This is a genomic window from Candidatus Pelagibacter sp. Uisw_090, assembly GCF_047717845.1.
Classification (GTDB): Bacteria; Pseudomonadota; Alphaproteobacteria; order Pelagibacterales; family Pelagibacteraceae; genus Pelagibacter.
The window spans coordinates 855,632-877,980 of sequence record NZ_CP159810.1 but is presented as its reverse complement, the minus strand read 5'-3'; the positions used below and the strand labels follow the sequence as shown (position 1 = coordinate 877,980).

At 30.4% G+C, this 22,349-nt stretch carries 26 protein-coding genes and 1 riboswitch; of the genes, 14 read left to right on the top strand and 12 right to left on the bottom strand.

The window, feature by feature from the left end; all coding sequences use genetic code 11:
* Nucleotides 1–16: 16 nt before the first annotated feature.
* Genes ABXT58_RS04780 through ABXT58_RS04770 form a run of 3 tightly spaced genes read left to right on the top strand, consistent with a single transcriptional unit; the run spans nucleotide 17 to nucleotide 3,043 of the window.
* Nucleotides 17–1,363 (top strand): aspartate aminotransferase family protein, encoded by a 1,347-nt coding sequence (locus ABXT58_RS04780; protein ID WP_415278850.1) that lies wholly within the window; start codon nucleotides 17–19, stop codon nucleotides 1,361–1,363.
* Between the two features lie 45 nt (nucleotides 1,364–1,408).
* The gene (gene ald / locus ABXT58_RS04775; protein WP_415303557.1) at nucleotides 1,409–2,521 is read left to right on the top strand and encodes an alanine dehydrogenase; all 1,113 of its coding nucleotides are present in this window, start codon (nucleotides 1,409–1,411) and stop codon (nucleotides 2,519–2,521) included.
* A gap of 12 nt (nucleotides 2,522–2,533) precedes the next feature.
* Nucleotides 2,534–3,043, top strand: a complete 510-nt coding sequence (locus ABXT58_RS04770) for a hypothetical protein (protein WP_415303556.1) — start codon at nucleotides 2,534–2,536, stop codon at nucleotides 3,041–3,043.
* Between the two features lie 4 nt (nucleotides 3,044–3,047).
* Here the strand turns inward: ABXT58_RS04770 and ABXT58_RS04765 are convergent, their stop codons facing one another.
* Nucleotides 3,048–3,710, bottom strand: coding sequence for a TenA family protein (locus ABXT58_RS04765; protein WP_415303555.1), 663 nt, complete (start codon nucleotides 3,708–3,710; stop codon nucleotides 3,048–3,050).
* Nucleotides 3,710–5,203, bottom strand: coding sequence for a sodium:solute symporter family transporter (locus tag ABXT58_RS04760; RefSeq protein ID WP_415303554.1), 1,494 nt, complete (start codon nucleotides 5,201–5,203; stop codon nucleotides 3,710–3,712). The genes ABXT58_RS04765 and ABXT58_RS04760 overlap by 1 nt, the downstream gene beginning before the upstream one ends.
* Nucleotides 5,191–5,280: riboswitch (TPP riboswitch) on the bottom strand. (Overlaps the previous gene by 13 nt.)
* A gap of 152 nt (nucleotides 5,281–5,432) precedes the next feature.
* On the opposite strand from ABXT58_RS04760, the gene ABXT58_RS04755 reads away from it, so the two are divergent.
* Nucleotides 5,433–6,368 (top strand): ABC transporter ATP-binding protein, encoded by a 936-nt coding sequence (locus ABXT58_RS04755; RefSeq protein WP_415303553.1) that lies wholly within the window; start codon nucleotides 5,433–5,435, stop codon nucleotides 6,366–6,368.
* Nucleotides 6,358–7,125, top strand: a complete 768-nt coding sequence (locus ABXT58_RS04750) for an ABC transporter permease (protein WP_415303552.1) — start codon at nucleotides 6,358–6,360, stop codon at nucleotides 7,123–7,125. Before ABXT58_RS04755 ends, ABXT58_RS04750 begins: the two co-directional genes overlap by 11 nt.
* Nucleotides 7,126–7,136: 11 nt before the next feature.
* Here the strand turns inward: ABXT58_RS04750 and ABXT58_RS04745 are convergent, their stop codons facing one another.
* The 4 genes from ABXT58_RS04745 to dctP are packed head-to-tail and all read right to left on the bottom strand — an operon-like array spanning nucleotide 7,137 to nucleotide 10,805.
* Nucleotides 7,137–8,018, bottom strand: coding sequence for an isocitrate lyase/PEP mutase family protein (locus ABXT58_RS04745; protein ID WP_415303551.1), 882 nt, complete (start codon nucleotides 8,016–8,018; stop codon nucleotides 7,137–7,139).
* On the bottom strand, nucleotides 8,015–9,286 hold the full coding sequence (locus tag ABXT58_RS04740) for a TRAP transporter large permease (RefSeq protein WP_415303550.1): 1,272 nt from the start codon (nucleotides 9,284–9,286) through the stop codon (nucleotides 8,015–8,017). Before ABXT58_RS04740 ends, ABXT58_RS04745 begins: the two co-directional genes overlap by 4 nt.
* Entirely contained in the window at nucleotides 9,286–9,759 is a 474-nt protein-coding gene (locus ABXT58_RS04735) for a TRAP transporter small permease (RefSeq protein WP_415303549.1), read from the bottom strand. The genes ABXT58_RS04740 and ABXT58_RS04735 overlap by 1 nt, the downstream gene beginning before the upstream one ends.
* A 56-nt stretch (nucleotides 9,760–9,815) precedes the next feature.
* Entirely contained in the window at nucleotides 9,816–10,805 is a 990-nt protein-coding gene (dctP, locus tag ABXT58_RS04730; RefSeq protein ID WP_415303548.1) for a TRAP transporter substrate-binding protein DctP, read from the bottom strand.
* A 164-nt stretch (nucleotides 10,806–10,969) separates the two neighbouring features.
* Between dctP and ABXT58_RS04725 the strand changes: the two genes are divergently transcribed.
* The 4 genes from ABXT58_RS04725 to ABXT58_RS04710 all read left to right on the top strand — a co-directional run bounded on the left by ABXT58_RS04725 (nucleotide 10,970) and on the right by ABXT58_RS04710 (nucleotide 14,926).
* Entirely contained in the window at nucleotides 10,970–11,866 is an 897-nt protein-coding gene (locus tag ABXT58_RS04725) for an EamA family transporter (RefSeq protein WP_415303547.1), read from the top strand.
* A 63-nt stretch (nucleotides 11,867–11,929) separates the two neighbouring features.
* Complete coding sequence (gene rseP / locus ABXT58_RS04720; RefSeq protein WP_415303546.1) at nucleotides 11,930–13,039, top strand: RIP metalloprotease RseP; 1,110 nt, start codon at nucleotides 11,930–11,932, stop codon at nucleotides 13,037–13,039.
* 164 nt (nucleotides 13,040–13,203) lie between these two features.
* Nucleotides 13,204–13,479, top strand: coding sequence for an HU family DNA-binding protein (locus tag ABXT58_RS04715; RefSeq protein WP_006997102.1), 276 nt, complete (start codon nucleotides 13,204–13,206; stop codon nucleotides 13,477–13,479).
* A 145-nt stretch (nucleotides 13,480–13,624) separates the two neighbouring features.
* Nucleotides 13,625–14,926, top strand: coding sequence for an ammonium transporter (locus tag ABXT58_RS04710; protein WP_415303545.1), 1,302 nt, complete (start codon nucleotides 13,625–13,627; stop codon nucleotides 14,924–14,926).
* 46 nt (nucleotides 14,927–14,972) lie between these two features.
* On the opposite strand, the gene bcp is transcribed toward ABXT58_RS04710, so the two are convergent.
* Nucleotides 14,973–15,440, bottom strand: coding sequence for a thioredoxin-dependent thiol peroxidase (gene bcp / locus ABXT58_RS04705; RefSeq protein WP_415303544.1), 468 nt, complete (start codon nucleotides 15,438–15,440; stop codon nucleotides 14,973–14,975).
* A 60-nt stretch (nucleotides 15,441–15,500) separates the two neighbouring features.
* Between bcp and ABXT58_RS04700 the strand changes: the two genes are divergently transcribed.
* On the top strand, nucleotides 15,501–15,884 hold the full coding sequence (locus ABXT58_RS04700) for a rhodanese-like domain-containing protein (RefSeq protein ID WP_415303543.1): 384 nt from the start codon (nucleotides 15,501–15,503) through the stop codon (nucleotides 15,882–15,884).
* Between the two features lies 1 nt (nucleotide 15,885).
* Here the strand turns inward: ABXT58_RS04700 and ABXT58_RS04695 are convergent, their stop codons facing one another.
* Together ABXT58_RS04695 and ABXT58_RS04690 are read right to left on the bottom strand one after the other, a co-directional pair.
* Nucleotides 15,886–16,464: a 2-hydroxychromene-2-carboxylate isomerase gene (locus ABXT58_RS04695; RefSeq protein WP_415303542.1), complete on the bottom strand. Its 579-nt coding sequence runs from the start codon at nucleotides 16,462–16,464 to the stop codon at nucleotides 15,886–15,888.
* Nucleotides 16,457–16,930, bottom strand: coding sequence for an ABA4-like family protein (locus ABXT58_RS04690; protein ID WP_415303541.1), 474 nt, complete (start codon nucleotides 16,928–16,930; stop codon nucleotides 16,457–16,459). The genes ABXT58_RS04695 and ABXT58_RS04690 overlap by 8 nt, the downstream gene beginning before the upstream one ends.
* Before the next feature lie 37 nt (nucleotides 16,931–16,967).
* Between ABXT58_RS04690 and ABXT58_RS04685 the strand changes: the two genes are divergently transcribed.
* Entirely contained in the window at nucleotides 16,968–17,522 is a 555-nt protein-coding gene (locus ABXT58_RS04685) for a regulatory protein RecX (protein ID WP_415303540.1), read from the top strand.
* Here the strand turns inward: ABXT58_RS04685 and ABXT58_RS04680 are convergent.
* The 3 genes from ABXT58_RS04680 to ABXT58_RS04670 are packed head-to-tail and all read right to left on the bottom strand — an operon-like array spanning nucleotide 17,514 to nucleotide 18,594.
* Nucleotides 17,514–17,657, bottom strand: a complete 144-nt coding sequence (locus ABXT58_RS04680; protein WP_415303539.1) for a hypothetical protein — start codon at nucleotides 17,655–17,657, stop codon at nucleotides 17,514–17,516. The two genes, ABXT58_RS04685 and ABXT58_RS04680, sit on opposite strands and share 9 nt — an antisense overlap.
* Complete coding sequence (locus tag ABXT58_RS04675; protein ID WP_415303538.1) at nucleotides 17,657–18,427, bottom strand: 3'(2'),5'-bisphosphate nucleotidase CysQ family protein; 771 nt, start codon at nucleotides 18,425–18,427, stop codon at nucleotides 17,657–17,659. The genes ABXT58_RS04680 and ABXT58_RS04675 overlap by 1 nt, the downstream gene beginning before the upstream one ends.
* A complete protein-coding gene (locus ABXT58_RS04670; RefSeq protein ID WP_415303537.1) occupies nucleotides 18,424–18,594 on the bottom strand; it encodes a DUF3553 domain-containing protein in 171 nt (56 codons plus the stop codon). The genes ABXT58_RS04675 and ABXT58_RS04670 overlap by 4 nt, the downstream gene beginning before the upstream one ends.
* Before the next feature lie 42 nt (nucleotides 18,595–18,636).
* Here ABXT58_RS04670 and mnmA point away from each other — a divergent pair, with 42 nt between their 5' ends.
* The 3 genes from mnmA (at nucleotide 18,637) to ABXT58_RS04655 (ending at nucleotide 22,346) form a co-directional block, all read left to right on the top strand.
* Nucleotides 18,637–19,752, top strand: a complete 1,116-nt coding sequence (mnmA, locus tag ABXT58_RS04665; RefSeq protein WP_415303536.1) for a tRNA 2-thiouridine(34) synthase MnmA — start codon at nucleotides 18,637–18,639, stop codon at nucleotides 19,750–19,752.
* Nucleotides 19,753–19,953: 201 nt separating this feature from the next.
* Entirely contained in the window at nucleotides 19,954–21,129 is a 1,176-nt protein-coding gene (locus ABXT58_RS04660; RefSeq protein ID WP_415303535.1) for a trans-sulfuration enzyme family protein, read from the top strand.
* Nucleotides 21,126–22,346 carry an MFS transporter gene (locus ABXT58_RS04655; protein WP_415303534.1) on the top strand — a complete coding sequence of 407 codons (1,221 nt, stop codon included), beginning with the start codon at nucleotides 21,126–21,128 and terminating at the stop codon, nucleotides 22,344–22,346. The genes ABXT58_RS04660 and ABXT58_RS04655 overlap by 4 nt, the downstream gene beginning before the upstream one ends.
* The last annotated feature ends 3 nt before the right edge of the window (nucleotides 22,347–22,349 follow it).

Below are 22,349 nucleotides of genomic sequence, written 5' to 3'. Positions count from 1 at the left end.
AATTAAGGTAAAACTTATGAGCTCAGAAAACAGAACTTCAGTACCAAATTCATTAAATGAACATTGGATGCCTTTTACATCTAATAAAGATTTTAAAGCAAACCCAAGATTAATCACAGAAGCTAAAGGGGTTTACTTAAAAACTCACCATGGGAAAACACAAATAGATGCTAGCTCAGGTTTATTTTGTAATCCACTGGGTCATGGAAGAAGAGAAATTACAGAAGCTGTTACAAAACAATTAGAAACTTTAGACTACGCACAACCATTTCAACAAGGTTTTGGTGGTTCATTTGAACTAGCTACAAAAATTTCAAAACATACACCAGGTGATTTAAACAAAATGTTTTTTACAATTTGTGGATCTACGGCTGTAGAGACTGCAATTAAAATTGCTGTTGCATATCACAGAGCAAAAGGTCACGCAGAAAGATTTAGATTTGTTGGACGTGAGCGTGGTTATCATGGAATGAACATTGGCTGTATTTCAGTTGGTGGAATGGTGAACAACATTAAAACGTTTGCAAGTGTTTTAATGCCAGGTGTCCAACATATTAGACACACACATTTGCCAGAACATAAATTTGTAAGTGGTCAACCTGAGACAGGAGATTATTTAGCAAATGATTTAGAAACTATTTGTCAAAACTTTGGTGGTGAAAACATTGCTGCTTGTATTGTTGAACCCATTGCTGGATCAACTGGAACATTGGTTCCACCAAAAGGATATTTACAAAAGTTAAGAGAGATCTGTGACAAACATGGAATACTTTTAATTTTTGATGAAGTAATTACAGGTTGGGGCAGAACAGGTTCTAAATTTGGTGCAGATGAATTTGGAGTAACTCCAGATATTATGACAATGGCTAAAGCTACAACAAATGGTGTTGTTCCTATGGGTGTTGTTGCATGTAATGATTATATATATGATGCAGTAATGGATGCTTCACCAACTGGTGCAGTTGAATTATTTCATGGTTATACTTATTCAGGAATTCCAGTTGCAGTAGCAGCTGCTCTTGCAGTGCAAGAAATTTTTGAAAAAGATGATATTTTCAATAGAGCAAAAAATTTAGCTCCTTATTTCCAAAAAGGATTGTTCTCTCTTCAAGATCTAGAGTCTGTAGATAATATTAGAGGATATGGAATGATGGGTGGAATAGACATGAAGCTAAACACCAAACCAGGTAAAGCTGGATTTGAATGTTTTAAAGCATGTTATGAGGCTGGTGTTAACTTTAAAGCTACAGGAGATTGTTTAATTATAGCTCCTCAATTCATATGTGAAGAAAAACACATTGATGAAATTATTGAAAAGTTAAGAACTGGTATTACTAATTACCAAAAAAATCAAAAAAACTAAAAAGCTTTATTTAATTAAAATATTTGCAAAAAAGGAAAGCAAGTTATGAAAATAGGCGTACCTAAAGAAATCAAGCCACAAGAACATCGTATTGGATTAACACCTGAAAGTGTTAAGACTTTAATATCAGAAGGTCATGAGGTTTTAGTTGAAAACAATGGTGGATTTGAGGCTGGTTTTGAAAACGAACAATACACAAGTGTTGGTGCTAAAATCATAGATAAAGCTGGAGATATCTTTAATGATGCGGATATTATCGTTAAAGTAAAAGAGCCTCAATCAGGTGAAGTTAAGATGATTAGAGAAAATCAGATTGTCTATACTTATTTACACTTAGCAGCAGCTAAAGAATTAACTGAGGGACTAATTAAGTCTAAAGGCGTTTGTATAGCTTATGAAACGGTGACAGATGATAATGGAAGATTACCATTACTTGCACCGATGAGTGCAGTTGCAGGACGAATGTCTGTTCAAGCGGGCGCACATTGTTTAGAAAAAAATCAAAACGGTAGAGGTCTTTTATTAGGTGGTGCTCCTGGAGTTGAAGGAGGAACGGTTGTAATTTTAGGGGGTGGTGTAGTTGGAGAAAACGCTGCAGTGATTGCAACTGGTATGAGAGCCAAAGTTCATATCGTTGACAAATCAGAAGCAAGACTAAAACAATTAGTTGAAATGTTTGGTGATAAAATTATTCCAGAGCAAAGTGATAAAATTGATTTAAATAAATTGGTTGCAGAAGCGGATCTTTTAATTGGAGGTGTTTTAATTCCAGGTGCAGAAGCTCCAAAATTAATTACCAAGCCAATGTTAAAATTAATGAAAAGAGGATCTGTAATTGTTGATGTTGCAATCGACCAAGGAGGTTGTGTTGAGACGAGTAAACCAACAACTCATGGTGATCCAACTTATATTATTGATGATGTTATTCACTACTGTGTAGCAAATATGCCAGGTGGAGTTCCAAGAACTTCAACAATAGCATTGAACAATGCAACACTTCCACATCTAGTTAAAATTGCAAACGATGGTTATGCTAAATCATTAAGTGAAGATAAACATCTTCTTGCAGGATTAAATGTTTGTAAAGGTCAAGTAACTTATAAAGCAGTTGCTGATGTTTTTGGACATGATTACGTTAATCCTTTAAGTACCCTGTAATATTTTAGATTAATGTTATCGGATAAAATTAAAGATTATTTAAACGAATACATTAGTCAAGAAGTTTACGTTCAAGTTGCTGTTGCAAAAGGTAAAAATAAAATCTCAACAAACGCTGCAATCAGCATGTACTTTGAAAGCAATCACTTTAAAGGTTTAACTGAAGGTAAACCCTACAACACTTTTTTAGATGATCTTAAAGATAAGTGTTTAGTAAAATTAGCAAATTCTCCAATGAAAGATAGTAAAATAGATGATGAGATTATTATTGAACTTCAAAGAAAGCTTAATACTTTAAAAATTGAAGAATTAAATGATACTTACTGGGAAGTTGAGACAGGTGAATATTTAAGTGGAGAAGATATTAAAGAAATTGAATTTGAGAGAGATACTTTAATTAAGTTTTTAACCTCCAAAGATGAAGCGCATGATACGGTAAGTACTCTTTGCAAAAATTATGAAAAACTTTGTAAGGAAAAATACCCAGAAGCTCCATTACCTCTAGAAATTTTAAGCAACTAAAAATTTAAACAAAACTTTCCCAAAAGTTTCTTTCAAGGATAGTCGATTTTTTAAAATTTCTTTTAAGTATATTTAATTTTTTACCCTTACTATTTTTCAAAAGAATATCTAAATAATCAATATTGTCTTTAGCTATTTGTTGGTATTCTTTTGAAGAATACATTTTAATCCAAGAATTATATTTACTTTTTTTCCAATTTTTAATTTTAGAAAGATTAAACCCAATCTCACCATAGCCAATGATGCATACTGATAGGCATGAAAAAATATCAAGATTATCTCCATTTTTACCCACACTGAGTACATGATCAGTATAAGAACTATTAGCTTTCTCGACTACGATGTTGTTAAGAGATTTAAGCGGTATCTTCCATTTTTTACAATAATTGACGTGGAGTTTGATTTCATGATCAATGCCCTTTATAAAATTTACTGATCTATTAATTTCCTCAAAGCTATTAGACTTATAAACACTAAGAGCTAAAATTTTAAGAAATTGCTGTAAGAAAACATAATCTTGAACTAAATAATTTTTAAAATTCTTATCTGGTAGTTTATTGTTTACTAAATCAGATAAGAATTTATGGTTAGTATATTCAGACCATTCCTTCTTACAGCTATCCTTTAATTTATAAAAAAAGGTTTTTTTATTATTATAAATATTCACTATTCCTTAATTGAAGTTTTAATCTTAGAAAAGTTAAAGTTGCTATTTTTTTTAAAGATCATCACTGTAATCATGGGTGCAAATGTTGCTAAGATAAATGACCAAAACAATAATGCTGTAGATATCCAAATAGGAAATGCTTCAGCTGGAAATAATCCACCAATTAAAATACTTTTATCAAAAGTTTGGTTGGGAAATAAAAGCAATCCAGATATCAATCCAATTATAACTGAAATTAAAGAAAGTTTTTCATCAACATCGCCCTTGAACATCCCATAAAAAATAGGAAATACTGCAGCACAACATAATAAATCAGCAAATAAAAACATAAATAAGACGCTGTAACCCTTAGATGCTATCAAAAAAACAATTACTGATAAACCGCAGATTAAGTATTTAGAAAGTGTGAGATAACTATTCTTATTTTTTAAACTAATAAACTTATTTCCTTCAATAGTAATAGTGCTTGAAAGTGCATTAATAAGTGTATCCATACTGCTAATTACCAAAGCTAAAACTAAAATTAATATTGAAATAGTTAACAAAGAATTAATTCCAGTAAATGGCTCTAATAAAAGAGTAAAGAATAAAGTACTAGGGTCTGCTGCTTTATCAACTGATACTGCAAGAATTCCAAAGAAACCTAAAACAAGCATGAACGGAATCACAATAAAGAAGGCAGACATAAATCCTTTTCTTAAATCATCTGAACTTTTTGCTGCAAATACTCTTTGCCAAACACCTTGATCAAATAAGTTGGTTGCAAAAACAGCAATAAAAAAAGTTAAACCAGCAGTATAACCATAAAAATATTTACCACTCATTAATGTTCCAGCTTTTTCATTAACCAAATCTATTGAAAAAGTATTATTTCCAGAATTAAAAATATGGTTGATTGCAAATATTAATAAAATCATAATTATAATAAATTGAATTTTATCTGTAAAAATTGAAGCTCTAAGCCCTCCGTAAAGAGTGTAAGATAGTGTGGCAATAATTATTACAAGAGATGTTTGCCAAAGAGGGAACCCTGACATTAAGTTAACAACTTTTGCAATCGCTGTAACTTCAGCTGCAAAATAAACAAACATATACATTATTGTTAATAATAAAACCAAACGAAACATAGCTTTACCAAATCTAATTAGAACAAATTGAGTAAGAGTATTACCATTAGGCATAATTTTTCTCATACGTTGACCAATTGTAATAAAGGCTAAAAAGGGTAGAGCTTGACCTAAGCCATAACCAATTATAGCACCTAAACCACCCCAAGTAGCAGCTTCAGATGGACCAATTAAAATCCACACACCAAAACATGATGCAACTAAAGATGCAGTTAAAGATCTTTTACCAATTGATCTGTCTGCATTTAAATAAGAGTTAATTGAAAGTTTACCTCTTGAATAAACTATTCCAATAGCAGCAAAAGCTAATGAAGTTAAAAGCAAAGTAATAATAGTAGTTGATTGGTCTAGATATATTGTGTTCATTTTTTCCCTTCGTTGTGATTATACAACAGGTTCTTTGGGTATATTCTCAGCTTTTTACAGCACCCCAGAAACTGATATTCTTAAAAAAAAGAATATAAAAATTAAATAAAGAAATAATTAAATTAAGTCAAATTTTAACGCCAAGATATGAACATTAAGTAATGAATAATGCATTAAACTATTAGGTTTATTGAATTAACTTCATTAATAACTATATAAACATTAATTAATGTCTGAAATCCAAATTTCCATCAATAACCTATCTAAGGTTTATGATAATGGTTTTAAAGCCCTTAACGATGTTAGTCTTAAAGTAAAACAAGGTGAAATCCTTGCAATGCTTGGACCAAATGGTGCGGGGAAAACAAGTTTAATTAGTATTATTTGTGGAATTGTTAAGCCTTCTTCAGGCACAGTTACAATTGATAATTTTGATATTATAAAAGATTATAGAGAGACGAGATCAAGAATAGGGCTTGTTCCCCAAGAATTAAACTTAGAATCCTTTGAAACAGTTTTTGATACAGTGTCTTATTCTAGGGGATTATATGGAAAGCCACCCAAACCAGAACACATTGAGAAAATTCTAAAAGATTTAAGTCTGTGGGATAAAAAAGATCAAAGACTTAGACAATTGTCAGGTGGAATGAAGAGAAGAGTTTTAATTGCAAAAGCTTTGTCTCATGAACCTAAAATACTATTCCTTGATGAACCAACAGCAGGTGTAGATGTTGAACTTAGAAGAGATATGTGGACAGTTGTTGAAGACTTAAGAAAAACAGGGGTCACAATTATCTTAACTACCCATTATATTGAAGAAGCAGAAGCTATTGCTGACCGTGTAGCTGTAATTAATCAAGGAGAAATTATTATTGTTGAAGATAAAAAAGAATTAATTAAAAAAATGGGTCATAAAAAACTTACCATTGAATTGCAGAAAAAAATTAAAGAAATTCCTGAAGATTTACTTAAATATAGTCTTAAAATAGGTGAAGAGCAGATGTCTTTAATTTATACTTATAATGTTCAAGCTGAAAAAACTGGTATTACAGATTTATTGCAAAGTGTAAAAGATACTGGCTTAAAGTTAAAAGATTTAAAAACAGAACAAAGTACTTTGGAAAAGATATTTGTTGATTTAGTAAAGGAGAATAATGAAATTTAATTATTACGGGTTTAGAGCTATTTATGTTCATGAGATGAATAGATTTATAAGAACTGTAGGTCAGTCTATTCTTTCACCAGTAATATCCACCTCATTATATTTTGTAGTGTTCGGTTCAGTTATTGGAAGTTATATTGAAAAAATTGATGGTGTTAGTTATGGATCGTTCATTGTACCTGGTTTATTAATGTTAACTCTGTTAACTCAATCAATAAGTAACACTTCATTTGGAATATTTTTTCCAAAATTTAATGGAACTATTAACGAGATTTTAGCAGCACCTATATCAACGCTTGAAACGGTTCTAGCTTTTGTTGGAGCAGGAGCTACTAAAACATTAATTGTTGGTGCTGTAATTTATGTAACTGCTTCTTTTTTTGCGGATGTGACAGTTAAATATCCATTGTTAATGATATTTTTATTAGTTTTAGTTTCTTTTACTTTTGCTTTATTTGGATTTTTAATTGGAGTTGTTAGTAAAAACTTTGAGCAGATGTCGATCATTCCATCATTAGTCATCACTCCCATGGTATTCTTAGGTGGAAGTTTGTATTCACTTGATATGCTGCCACCATTTTGGCAAACAATTTCTTATTTTAATCCTGTGGTTTATTTAATTGATGGCTTAAGATTTTCTTTCTATGGTGTATCTGATTTTAATATTTGGGTAAGTATAAGCTCAATGGTATTTTTTTTAATTGTTTGTGTAATCTTGGTCACAATACTAGTTAAAAAAGGCTATAATATTAAAAGTTAGATCTAGATAGATTATTTATATTTATCTTCGATCTCATAGTATTCATTAAAACCAACAATATCTCTTAGGTCTGAGAATTTTGAAACATTGGTATTGTAGGTTTTGTTCTTCATATTTTTTAAAGATTCTTGCATAGTCTTAACGGAAGCACTCATCAAAGTTAAAGGGAACACGGCAATCTTGAATCCGATATCCTCTAGCTCATTCATTTCAAGTAAGGGTGTTTCCCCATCTTCAATTAAATTGATCATATGATGGCCTGGCACTTCTTTGATCACTCTTTTCATGTCTTCCTTAGATTTGATCGCTTCTACAAAAAGAATATCTGCACCAAGTTCTGAAAATTTTTGCATACGTTTAATAGCATCATCCAATCCTCTGGTCGCTATAGCATCTGTTCTTGCCATAACTAAAATATCTTTATTATTCATTTTGCTAGCGTCTACTGCAGCTTTAATTCTAGAATTTGCCTCATCTACTTCAACAACATCTTTTCCTTTAGTGTGGCCACATTTTTTTGGCCATTTTTGATCTTCAATCATTATTGCTGCAGCACCCGCATCTGCAAATCCTCTGACTGTTCTGTAAACATTTACGGCATTTCCATAACCAGTATCTCCATCAAAAATAATAGGTATCGAAGTGACGTTACAAATATTTCTTACCTGCTCAGCCATTTCTGAAAAAGAAATCAATCCTGTGTCTGGCATCCCAAGCTTAGTTGAAGAAACTGCGAACCCAGACATAAAACCTGCGTTCAGTTCTTCTCTTTCAATTAATTTTGCAGATAAAGCATCGTAACAACCAGGCATAACAATAATATCTTTTTGGTCTAATAAATTTTTAAGCTTATCTGCTTTTGGCTTTGAATCTTGTGATGAAAATAATGTCATAGTTTGAAAGGTATATATAATGCAATTTGTGGAAATAAATAAACTAAAAAAACTGCAAATAACATGATGATAACAAACGGAATAACTCCTTTTGCAATTTCTGACATTTTTGCATCACAAATTGCCTGTAATACATAAATATTAAGGCCAACAGGTGGGGTAATTAAAGCACATTCAATCATTAATGTAAAAATAATACCAAACCAAATTAAATCTATATTCATTGCTGCAATTGAAATTGCGAAAATAGGCATCATAATTAAAATTAAAGATAATGTTTCCATTATAAATCCAAGAATTAACAAGGTAATACAAACCACCAATATAAACATTCCTTGGTCGCTAATATTAGTTACAATTATTGCTGATAGATCCTGAGGAATTCGATAAAGAGAAATTGCCTTACCAAAAATTTTAGCTCCAGCTATAATAATAAATATTGTAACTGTTGTCTTCATCGTCTCCAGACCCGCTTGAATAAATCCCTTAAAGCTTAATCTTTTTTTAACAACTACATATATAAATGAAATTAAAAAACCTATACCACCTGCTTCTGTTGGGGTATAAATACCAGCATAAATTCCTCCAAGCATTATGAAAGCCATTAAAAGTATTGGAAGTCCTTTTTTAGTATATTCTATTTTTTCTTGATGCGTTGTTTTTACATTGGTAACTTCCTTATTGAAGAAAATTACATACAAAACTGAAAATACTATAAAGAGCAATGCCAGTAATATTCCTGGACCAATTCCTGCTAAAAACATACTTAATACAGATTCTTCAACTACAAAAGCATAAACAATCATAGGTATTGATGGAGGAATTAAAATTCCCAATGTTCCTCCGGCAGCTAAAATACCTAGACAAAAATTTTTATGATATCCTCTTTTAATCATTGCAGGATAAGCAACAGTTGAAATGGTTGCGGCAGTAGCTACAGAAGATCCTGAAATAGCTGCAAAAATACTGCAAGATAGAATGGTAGCAATTGCCAAACCTCCAGGAAAATTTCCTACCCAAGCTTGTGCAAAGCCAAATAGATCATCTCCAACTCCAGCTTTTAATAGAATGTTTGACATCATTAAAAACATAGGAACCGCAAGAAGTATAAAATTATCACCTACACTATAAAATGTTTGAGGAACCATCAGTGGTGAGATATCTCCCAGTAGCATCAATATTAAACCTATAGATCCCAGCCCGAAAGCAATAGGAACGCTTAAAAATAGCATTAAAAATAGTGAAAAAATAATTAAAGCAATAGTCATTATTTTATAAGTAACCCTAACTTTCTAACAATTTCTATTGAAACTCTGATGACTAATAAAAAAAAACAGAGTGGGATTGCGAGCTCGGTTAAAAAAGATGGAACATCTAAAATTGTCGAACTTGTTCTACCTACTTTTAAAGAATCGTAGGCAATCAGCCATCCATAATAAACAACAAATGAACTAAAGAATAAAATAAAAAGCATTGATATGAAATCTAGTATTTTTTTTCCAGACTGTCCAAGTCGATCATAAATAACCGTGATTCTAATAAAATCATTTTTATGAAAAGAATACGTAAGAGCTAAATATGTAGCCCAAATTTGCAAGAATCTAGATATTTCATTTACCCATATGGTTGGAGCATTAAAAATATAACGAGATATGACTTCGAATGAAACTATAAAACCTATTAGGATAAACAAACCTGAGGATAAAATTCCTGAATATTTTATAAGTTTATCTAAATTCATTTTAAAAAAAAAGCCCCACATTATTAGTAATAACGTAGGGCTTGATTAATTTTATATTAAAGTTTGTTAGCTGCGTTAACTAACTTATCTCCAACTCCACCTTTTCCACCAGTTCTTTCAATGTAGTCAGTGATCACTGAAGAAGAAGCTTTTTTTAACACTTTAAGTTCAGCACCAGATAATTCTACTATCTTCATTCCATTATCTTTTGCTTCCTTATAAGCTCTGGCTTCTATTCCAGACATATCATCTCTAACTGCTTTTTCTGCAACTTTTGATGCCTCGGTTATTGCTTTTCTTTGTTCATTAGTTAGTGAGCTTAACCATTTTTGATTAGCTACAAGTACAAATTCAATATCACCATGATTAGTTACCGTTAAGGTATCCATCACTTGATAAAGTTTTCTAGATTTAACTCCAGACACACCTGTCATTCCAGCATCTACAGTTCCTCTTTGGTAAGCTAAATATTGTTCAGATCCTGAAATTAAAGCAGGCTTAGCACCAAGAGAGCTAACAAATGCTCCTAAAGTTTTTCCAAATACTCTGATTTTTTTATTTTTAAAAGCAGCTGGAGTGTTCATCGGAGTTCCATTAGATAGCATCACAGCTGAACCGTAAGCTTGATAGTATAAAGGCACAGCTCCTGATTTTGAAATCGCAGGGTCTAATACTTGTCTAATTTTAGATCCAGATTTAGTTGCTTTTCTAATTTTCTCTTCTGAATCAAATAAGAATGGCAAATAAAAAATATCTACTTCAGGGTTTGTACCAGCAAACCTTGTAAGTGATGCTACACCCGCTTCGATTGCCCCTGAGCCTACTGCTTGTGGAACTTCTTTATCTTTATAAAGTTGTGCAGAATCATAGATTTCCACTATGATATCTGATCGTTTCTCCAATTCTTTTTTAAATACCAAAAGGTTTTGACCTAAGTGGGCTTTTAAAGGAAGTTGAAGGGTAATTCTCATTTTAGTCTCTGCAAAAACTGCTGATGCAAACAAAACTAAAATAGAAGTTAATACTAACTGCTTAATTGTTTTCATTATTTCCCCTTTAAATTATTTTCCTAAGTAGATCTTACTTTTAAAAAAAATACAAGTTGGATTATTTATTCATTTCACAATTTTTTATATCCGTGCTCTCAAATAAAGATTATATTTTAATAAATTTAAAGTCTTAAGTAATAATAATCAAATAGATAAAATAGATGAACTGGATATTAGCCACAATATTTGCTGCTTTTTTTCAAAATTTAAGATCAAGTCTACAAAAAAATCTCAACAAAAACATATCCTTAGTTGCATCTACTTATGTAAGATTTGCTTTTTGTTTACCGTTTGCTTTCATATTATATTTTTCTTATTTTCAAAATTTTGAGATGGTGCGTTTTACGATTCAACAAGATAATTTTTTATTTTATATTTTTTTAGCAGCTATCTCTCAGATTTTTTTTACATTTCTGCTTTTGTATTCTTTCCAATTTTCTAATTTTATGGTTGGAACAACTTTAAGCAAAACAGAAGTAGTTCAAATTGCAATCTTAGAAGTTATTATTTTACATGATAGATTTAATTTTTTGACTATTTTAGGTATAGTTATTTCTACAATTGGTGTGTTTATATTTTCTACCAAAGATCGTAATGTTATTTTTAAAAATCTATTATCAAAATCTACTTTAGTAGGGTTGGCCTGTGGCTTTTTATTAGCTTTAAGTGTGGTAGCTTTCAGAGCGGCAGCACTAAGTTTAATAGACTTAAAGTCTAATTTTGAAATGGCTTTAAGCACTTTGTTTTTTGGGGTTTCGATTCAAACTTTTATTTTGACAATTTATATTTTTTTATTTGAAAAAGAACAGTTTAAAAAAATATACCAAAACAAAAAACAATGTATAGCAACAGGCTTTTGTGGATTCATAGCAACCCTATCTTGGTTTTATGTATTTACTTTAATGCAAGCAGCAATTGTGAGAGCAGTTGGACAAATTGAATTACTGTTTAGCTACATATCTTCAAGATATTATTTTAAAGAAAAGATTAGATTAATTGAAATAATTGGAATTATAGTATTTGCGATTGGTGTCATTTTGATATTGATCGCAAAATAAAAAATGGTCCATATCTAAATTATCATTGAGTATTAAGAAATATTCAATTAAAATAATCAAATTATGCTTTCATATATATTACCCTTTATAGCTTTAATTGTTGTTGTGGTATTTATCCATGAATATGGTCACTACTACTTTGCAAAACGTTATGGTGTAGGTGTCACCGATTTTTCAATAGGATTTGGTAAAGAGATGTTTGGCTGGAATGATAAATCAGGCACACGTTGGAAGGTTTGTGTAATACCACTTGGTGGTTATGTTAAATTTTTTGGTGATAGAAACGTTTATAGCCAAGCTGATAATGAAAAAATCATAAAAGAATATAGTAAAAAAGATCAAGATAAACTGTTTGTACTAAAGCCTTTATACCAAAGAGCTTTAATTGTATTTGGTGGCCCTTTGGCTAATTTTTTATTAGCAATTCTAATATTTTTCTCAGTTTATACCTTTGCTGGAAAAGATTTTACTCCAGCAGTTATTAATAAAGTTCAAAAAGATAGTCCCGCTATGGCAGCTGGTCTCAAGGATAACGATATTATCGTCTCAATTGATGGCAATAAAGTTAAGAGCATCATGGAAGTTTCAAAGTTTATCATGATGTCTACTGATGAATTTATTAATTTTACAGTAAATAGATACGATCAAGACTTGATTTTTAAAGTAAAACCTAACCTTGTTGATAGTGAAGATAACCTTGGTAATAAAATAACCAAACGTATGGTTGGAATCAAACTTGGCGCTTACAATAACGAGGTAAATCACGTTAAACTTGGTCCAGCAAAAGCTCTATTTTATGCGGTTAATGAAGTTTATTATGTGAGTGTATCCTCTCTTAAATATATAGGAAGTATGATCACTGGTTCTGGTGATAGCTCACAATTAGGTGGCCCAATTAGAATAGCAAAAATTAGCGGACAGGTTGCGGAATTTGGTATTTTACCCTTTATTAGCTTAATGGCTTATATTTCTATTAGTTTGGGGTTAATAAACCTGTTCCCAATCCCAATGCTTGATGGGGGACATTTAATGTTTTATGGTATTGAAAAAATATTAGGACGCCCTTTAAGCCAAAAAGTACAAGAAGGTTTTTTTCGAATCGGAATGTTTTTATTGCTATCATTGATGTTTTTTACGACGTTTAATGACATAAAGGATCTTGGTTTATTTTAATTATTCAATATTTTGAAACATTAAATAACCCTTTAAAATCAACATTTATTTAATAATTTACTATATATTGGGGTTTCTATTTTAAGAGACACTAATAAAAAGCTTGATTTATGGGCTTTTATGTAAAATAAAGAGAAATAATCAATAAAACCGGAGCTAAAAAAATGAACAAAAAACAATTAATAGCACAACTTTCAGGTTCTTTAAATCTAAGTAAAGCTGATGCAGAGCGTACTTTCGATACAATTACAAACACTATTCTGGATGCTTTAAAAGGTGATGATACTGTGAAAATTGCTGGATTTGGTACTTACAAAGTAGCAAAAAGAAAAGCTAGAGTTGGAAGAAATCCAAGAACTGGAGAGCAAATTCAAATCGGTGCTTCTCAAAAAGTTAAGTTCTTACCAGCTAAAGCACTTAAAGAAATATTCAATAAGTAATTACGTTTCAAATTTTTTAACAGCCTTTTACAGAAATGTATTAAGGCTGTTACTATATGCAAATACTGCATAACTCTTTTTCCTCATAAACAATAGTCATAAGCTTAAGCCTCATTATAAGTAGATTCTAAAAAGGGAGGTCTTAATGACTAAATTAATAAAAATAATATCAACGTTTTCGCTGGGTCTAGTTTTTCTTTTAGGTCTAACAAGTGTTGGAAGTGCGGAGACAACAGTTTCTGCTGAAGTTCAATACATTTTTAATACATTTTCATTTTTAGTTTGTGGATTTCTAGTCATGTGGATGGCAGCAGGTTTTTGTATGCTTGAATCAGGATTAGTGACTACTAAGAGTGTATCAACGATTGTTGCAAAAAACATTGGAAAATTTTCAATTGTTGCAATAATTTTTTATTTAGGAGGGTATAATCTTGCATATGGAATACCCGAAGGTGGCTTAATTGGTTCATTTACTCCATGGACACTAACAGATTCGCTTGAACAAGGTTATTCAGGAAGTGCAGATTGGTTCTTTCAAATGTTATTTGTTGCTGCAACTTGTTCAATTGTTTCTGGTGCTGTAGCCGAAAGAATAAAAATTTGGCCTTTCTTTATCTTTTCTGCAATCTTAGGTGGATTAATTTATCCAATTACTATGGGTTGGCAATGGGGTGGTGGCTGGTTAGCTTCACTTGGATTCTCTGACTTTGCTGGATCAACTTTAGTTCACGCTTGTGGTGGTGCCGCAGCATTAGCAGGTGTAATTTTATTAGGTGCTAGAAAAGGAAGATTTAGTCCAAAAGGAACTGTAAAAACTATGGAACCATTTGCAGCTTCTTCAATACCATTAACTGCACTTGGAACCTTTATTTTATGGATGGGATGGTATGGATTTAATGGTGGTTCACAATTAGCTTTAGGCACATTTGAGGATGCAAATGCAATGTCTAAAATATTTATGAATACTCATTTAGCTGGAGCAGCTGGCTGTGTTACAGCGGCATTAGTTACAAGATTAATTGGTGGAAAAACTGATGTAATAATGATGTTGAATGGTGCACTTGCTGGTTTAGTTTCTATTACAGCAGAGCCTTTGGCTCCTAGTCCTTTACTTGCTATTGGAATTGGTACTGTTGGGTCTTTGGTTATGTATTTTGGAACTAACTGGTTAAACTCAATGAGACTAGATGATGTTGTTGGTGCCATACCAGTTCATTTATTTGCAGGTATTTGGGGAACTTTAGCCGTAACATTAAGTAATAGTGAAACTGCTCTAACAACTCAAATAATTGGAGTATTATCTGTAACAGTATTTACTTTTATTTTTTCCTATATTGCTTTCTTTGCTCTTAAACAATTTATTGGTTTAAGGATAAGTGATGAAGCTGAAAGATTAGGTACAGATGTTGCTGAAATCGGCGTTAGAGCTTATGCAATCAGAGACTAATAATATAATTAATTAGAAGAAATAGGCCCCTTAATTGGGGCCTTTTTTATTCTTGAATATTTTTTAAGGTATCTAAAACTTCTTTAACATGATCTTTAACTTTAACATTGCTCCAAATTTTAACAATTTTACCCTTAGGATCTATTAAAAAAGTACTTCTAACAATGCCCATAAATTCTCTACCCATAAATTTTTTCTTAGCCCATACTTTATAACTTTTTACAATTTTAATCTCATCATCAGCCAAAAGATCAAATTTAATCTTATATTTTTCTTTAAATTTGTTATGACTTTTTATGGCGTCTTTTGATATTCCATAAACTTCACAATTAAGTTTTTTAAATTTAGTTAATAATCTGTTAAAATCATTTGTTTCAATAGTGCATCCTGGAGTGTCATCTTTAGGATAGAAATATAGAACTATGTATTTACCAATGGAATTTTTTAAAGAATAAGTGTTATTACTGGTTGAGTTAAGAGTAAATTTGGGTGCAATAGAATTTTCTTTAAGCATTAGTTACTTTATTTTTATGGTGATTTTTTTTTATAATTGTTTATTCTTATTTATATTATTATGACTATTAAATCATCACAAACTCTTGTCTCTGAAGCTTTAAATGAAGTTAAAACTATTACTGCAGATGAAGCATTGAAACTATCTATTGAAGGTAAATGCAGTTTAATTGATATTAGGGAAAAAGGTGAATTAGAAAAAATGGGAAGAGTTGAAAACTCTAATCATATACCACGAGGCATGCTAGAGTTTTGGTTGGATCCTGAAGGCCCTTATTTCAAAAGTGGTAAATTAGATATGAATAAAGATATGGTTTTATTTTGTGCGGGTGGTTTAAGATCTGCTCTTGCAGCTAAAGCATTAAAAGAAATGGGTTTTGAAAAAGTTTCACACATTGATGGTGGTTTTGCTGCCATAAGTCAAAGTGATTTTAAAATAGTTTAAACTATCTGTTTAATTCATCTAAAGCGAATTCCAATCTATCTTGACCCCAAAAAATTTTATTATTAACAATAAATGTTGGTGCTCCAAAAATCTCTTTATCATAAGCATCTTTAGTCACATCTTTTAGTGTATCTTTAATTTTTTGATCTTTAATATCTTGATAGAATTTATCTTTTTTAATTTCACATTCTTCTAGAATACCAATTAAAATTTGTTCATTAGAAATATCCAAGTTATTTTTCCAGTATGCATTAAACATACTATCTATGTACAAACCTTTAATATCAGAATCGACACAAAAGTAACCACGCATAATATATAAAGAGTTTAAGGGAAATTTTGTATTCCAGGTAAAATCAAATTTATTTTTTTTGGCAATTAGATTGCAGTCATTCATCATATGTTTTAATTTAGGTTTAATAAAAGCAGGTGCCACCACTCCTTGCAAGTTATGAAGACCACCCAGTAAAATAGGCTTGTAATTTATTTTAATATTTTTTGGTAAGGATTGAATCTTTTTGTGAGCTAAATATGTGTATGGACTTATAAAGTCAAAATAGAAATCTACTTCTTTAGTCATATAAACTAATTCTCTTAGCGTAAAAAACTCTTACCACCCAATAAAGGGTTAGACCAATAGGCCCAATAAAATATGTTACTAACAGTGGGAAAGACATTAAAATTTTATTTATACCAAATTTTTGAGAGTCTTTAACAATCCACCCACCGCAAAATAAATTCATTGCCAAAAAATGTGTCCAAAATAAAATTATGAAAGCTTTGTATGTAAATAGATTACTAACAGCATCCAAACCAAGATACAGTTCAAAATTTCCAATAAAATCATAACCTTCATTAAAAAATAAATGAAGTAAATACCCATAAGCTAGACTTAAAATAAAAATTGGAAAAATGGATGTTATAAAAACTCTACATATTTGTGATTGAGGAAATATTATTAACACCAGCCAAAAAGGTAAAACACCGAGGTTTAACCATAAAAAAATCATCTCTACAGTAAAATATGTATAAATTTGCTCGATCATTTTTTATTATATTATATTACAAGATAGCATGATTCCTATGAGAAATAGAAAAAAAACACTAGAGGTTACAATGGAAGAGATGCGAAACTTTTCTTTTGCTTATATTGAAAAATATGCTCCTTCTAAACAGCAATTAAGAACCTATTTATTGAAGAAATATCTTAAAGCAAATGTACCCAATGTTAAAAAACAAGATGTTACTGATCTAATTGATATTGTTTTAGTAGATCTTGAGAAAAGTAAATTTATTAGTGATAAATTTTATTCTGAAAGTAAGTCGCGTAGTTTAATTCAAAAGGGTAGCTCCATAAACAAGATTAGATACTATCTAATGGGAAAAGGAATTAACGATGCTTACATTAAAGAAACACTAGAAAAGATTAAAGAAGATAATTCTGATCAAGATTTCTTCTCAGGAATTAAAGTATGTAAGAAAAAAAGAATAGGACCTGCAAGAGCTGAAGATAATAGACCCTTGTTTTACAAAAAAGATATCTCACTTCTTGCAAGAAATGGGTTTGATTTTGAAACCTCAAAAAGAATAATGGATATTGATCAGGCTGAATATTTTAAGATTATTAAACTACTTTAATTTTTTTTCTTCTTCTTCTTTTGCTAAATGAGTAACTATGTTTTTTATGTAGTTTTTAACAAATACAAAAACTAAAAAGCCAAATATTGAAACTGAAACTATTATAATTAAGATTACTCTAAGACGCTCATCCATTAGATTATATTTTTATTTTTTAAGATTAAACTTGGGTTTTTAAATCCAGGCTTACCATATAGAATTTCGTCACCATTAAAATCTGTTATTTTTCCACCAGCATGCTCTAATATAGCATGCCCAGCCGCTATATCCCACTCACAGGCTCTTGGTTCTGCCGCATACATATCAAACTCACCAGCAGCAATCACACAAAATTTTAATGAACTTTTCATTTTTTGATGAGAGGTAATTTTATATTTTTTATGGATTTCTAAAATTTCTGGTTTTAGTTCGCTTGAATAACTCACAGCAATTAATTCTTCATAATCTTTTTTTTTATTTATTAAAGATATCTCATGACTATCAATAAGCTCATAACTATTAGACACACCATAAGAGTAAAAAATTCTTTCTTTTGCTGGAGCTGTAATAATTCCTATTGCGGGTTTTTTACCTAATATTAAAGCAGCATTTAATGTGAATTCGTCTCGATTATTTATATAATCTCGCGTCCCATCTATCGGGTCAATTAACCAAAAATTTCTTAAATTAATTGCATTTTTGTGATTAGCACTTTCCTCTGAAACAATTGGTATATTTGGAGTTATTTCTTGGATCTTGCTGGTTAAAATTTTATTAACTTCAATATCACCATTACTCACTGGAGTGTTATCTGATTTAATTTCCTTTATTAATCCAACTTTTCTTAAATCTAAAGCTACCTGACTTGCTTTCTTAAAAGTATCAATTAAGGAAAGTGTTATATTTTTAGTTTCTTGAATATTCATTTGTAAACTTTTTCTAATCTAATTATTTCTACGTTAATTACTTTTTTTCCAACATTCTCAAAATTTACAGTCACTTTATCATTAATTATTGATTGAACTTGTCCAATACCCCAATCTTTATTGTCAGGATTAGTGACTTTGTCACCTGGCTCATAATCTAAAATCATTTAATTTACTTATACCAAATATACTAATAAATATCATTAAATATGATAAAATTGAATTCAATTGGAATAGCCAAAGAACCAAAAGATACATTGATTGTTGTTGCTATGTCCGGTGGAGTAGATTCCTCAACAGTTGCAGCCATGATGAAGAATGAAGGTTACAACGTTATAGGTATAACTTTAAAACTCTATAACGACAATAAAGAAACAGCTTCTTCTAAGCAGTGTTGTGCAGGTCAAGACATTATGGATGCAAAAAGAGTAGCTGATAAATTAAAGATAGAACATAAAATTCTTTATTACCAAGATAAATTTAAAGAAGGTGTGATTGATAATTTTATTGATAGCTATTTAAATGGTGAGACACCTATACCCTGTGTTCAGTGTAATAAAACAGTTAAATTCACAGATCTATTTGAAGAAGCAAAGAAATTAAATGCAGACGCTTTAGTTACGGGTCATTATGTTAAAAGTATTACAAAAGAAAACAATACTGATATGTATCGGGGAATAGATTTAAATAGAGATCAAAGTTATTTCTTATTTAACACTACAAAAGATCAATTAAACTTTTTAAGATTTCCGTTAGGCAATCTTCTTAAAGATGAAACAAGAAATATTGCAAGAGAACTTGATCTTAATGTTGCTGATAAACCTGATAGCCAAGACATATGCTTTGTACCGAATGGTGATTATGCATCTGTTATAGAAAAGTTTAGACCAAACTCTTTTAGCAAAGGAAATATAAAGAACATGGAAGGTGAGGTAATAGGCGTTCATGATGGAATTATTAATTATACGATCGGTCAACGAAAAGGAATTAGAGTTTCAGATAAAAACCCACTTTATGTAGTAAAAATTATTGCAGATAAAAATGAAATTATAGTTGGTGCTAAAGAGCATTTAGTTAAAACTAAAATAAATCTAAAGGATTTAAATATTATAACCAATGACCAAAATGATTTTGAAAAAGAGCTCTTTGTAAAAGTAAGATCTACTGGAAGATTAATTAAGGCTAAAATAGATATTACCAATACTTCAGCAAATGTAGATTTGTTAGAAGAAGAACATGGAATAGCACCAGGACAAGCATGTGTTTTTTACTCAAAAAACAGTAATGGTTATAAAGTTCTTGGTGGTGGATGGATAAAAAACTAATATTTACTAGTATTAAATTGGACTAGAAGATCAAATTGATAAGTTACTTGTTCTTAGCTTTTCTTTTAGCTCTTCTTTTTTTAGAGCCTTGTTTTCTTCGACCTCTATGTTTTTTTGGGTAACCCATACTATCCTATTTATAATTTTTATTGACGTTATTGGAGGGATATAGCATTCTCCCTTTAACTTATCAAATTTTTTATGACTAAATCATTCAAGACTTTTCTTAAACATACTGCAAAAGATTACCATAATCAGTCAGTTAACCCCCCTGTAGTAAGAGCTTCGACTATTATCTTCAAATCCATGCAAGATATTAGGAAAATGCAGGATAAGAGTAAAAAAGATCCAACAGGTGGACATTTTGATTATGGAAGACAGGGAACATCAACAACCCATGTTTTGTCACAAATACTTAAAGAAATGGAAGAGTGTTATCACGTATTTTTAACACCGACTGGATTTGGATCAGTTTTTTTATCTATATTTAGTATTGTTCGACCTGGTGATGAAATTATTGTAGCAGATCCCACATATTCACCCACGAGAATTTTAACCCAAGATTTTTTAAAAGAATTTAATGTAAAATCTGTTTTTTATGACCCACATGATTTGAAAACTTTAGAAAAAGCGATTACAAAAAAAACAAAATTAATTTTTGTTGAAAATCCTGGAAGCAATACGTTTGATTTTCAAGATTTAGGTAAAATAGTATCAATCGCAAAAAAGAATAAAATTTTTTCAGCAATTGATAATACATGGGGAACACCTTATTTTTTAAAACCAATTAAACTTGGTTTTGATATGTCAATTGTATCTGCTACCAAATATTATTCAGGCCACTCTGATGTTATGGGTGGAAGTTTAGCCGTTAATAAAAAAGTTTTTAAACAAGTTGATAAGGCAAATAAGATAACTGGTTTAAGACTTGGTCCTGATGATGCTTATTTAATAACAAGAGGACTTAGAACTTTAGATGTTAGATTAGACAAACATGAAAAAAGTGCAAAACAAGTAGCTGATTTTTTATCTGATTATAAAAACATAAAATTATTATACCCACACAAAAAAGATTCATTTAATTTTAGAATGTGGAAGAAATATTATTCTGGTGCATCAGGATTGATGGGTTTAAAAATTAGATCAAAAAATAAAAACTCTGTAATTAAGTTTGTTAATTCTTTAAAATTATTTGGTTATGGGTATAGCTGGGGTGGATTTGAAAGCCTTGCATTATATCAAGACAAACGTGAACAAGGTAATAGAGAATATTTAAAATTAGCTAAAGACGAACATTTAGTAAGATTGCATATTGGTTTAGAAGATCCAAAAGATCTCATTGATGATTTAAAAAAATCTCTTAAACATGTTAAATGAGTTCAGAAATATTTATTAAAAATAAAACAGCTTTAATAACGCTGATTGCAGCCTGTGTTGTAGTTTTAATTTCTCTTGGAGTTAGACAGACTTTTGGTCTATTTTTCATGGACTTTAAAAATGACTTAGATATTTCAATAACTCAATCTGGATTAGCAATAGGTATTCAAATGTTAATGTGGGGTTTAACAGGACCTATATTTGGAGCCATTGCTGATAAATATGGTGGACACAAAGCAATTTGTTTAGCTTTTATTTTTTATATTTTGGGAATTTATTTTTTGTATGCTGGTCCAAATACTGGAATTTTTTTTCAAATCGATTTAGGGCTTTTAGTTGGAATTGGTTTAGGTGGAACTGCAATTAGTATTCCAATGTCAATTGTTGGAAAACATTTCCCATTATCAAATAGAACTATAGCCATGAGTATTGTCACAGCTGTTGGTTCTTTGGGCTATTTTATCTCTCCGCTTTATACGAGTTATTCGTTAATTAAAAATGGATGGGTGGACACACTTTTTGTATTCATAATATTCTTATTTATTGGACTTATAGTGGCTTTTTTTGTTAGATCTCCTTCTTTAGCTCAATCCACTGAAAAACCCAATGATCAAAGTACCTTTGGTGCTCTAAAAGAGGCCTTTAAAAACAAAAGCTACATACTGCTTACTTCTGGTTTTTTTGTATGTGGTTTTCATATAACACTAGTTGGAACTCATGTACCAAAATATGTAATCGATAGAGGTTTAGAAAGTTGGACAGCTGCTGCAATTTTATCTTTAATTGGACTATTTAATATATTTGGCTCTCTATTAAGTGGATATCTTTCTACAAAAATTAGTAAAAAAATTATTTTAAGTTCTATCTATGCATTGAGGGGTGTTTCAATAATTTTATTTATCTTCTTACCAGTAAGCAATATTAATGCATTTATTTTTGGTGCAAGCTTTGGCTTTTTATGGCTTTCAACAGTGCCAGCAACAAGCGGTATAGTCGCTCATATTTTTGGAACTAAATATTTAGGTATATTATATGGAATAGTATTTTTAAGCCATCAAGTAGGTTCATTCTTTGGAGCTTTTCTTGGAGGACTATCTTATGATTTATATGGCTCATATGATTATGCTTGGTATTTAGCAATTGCTTTATCTGTTTTTGCAGCAATAATACATTTACCAATTAAGGAAGAAGCAGTTTTAAGATTAAAAACAGAATAGAAA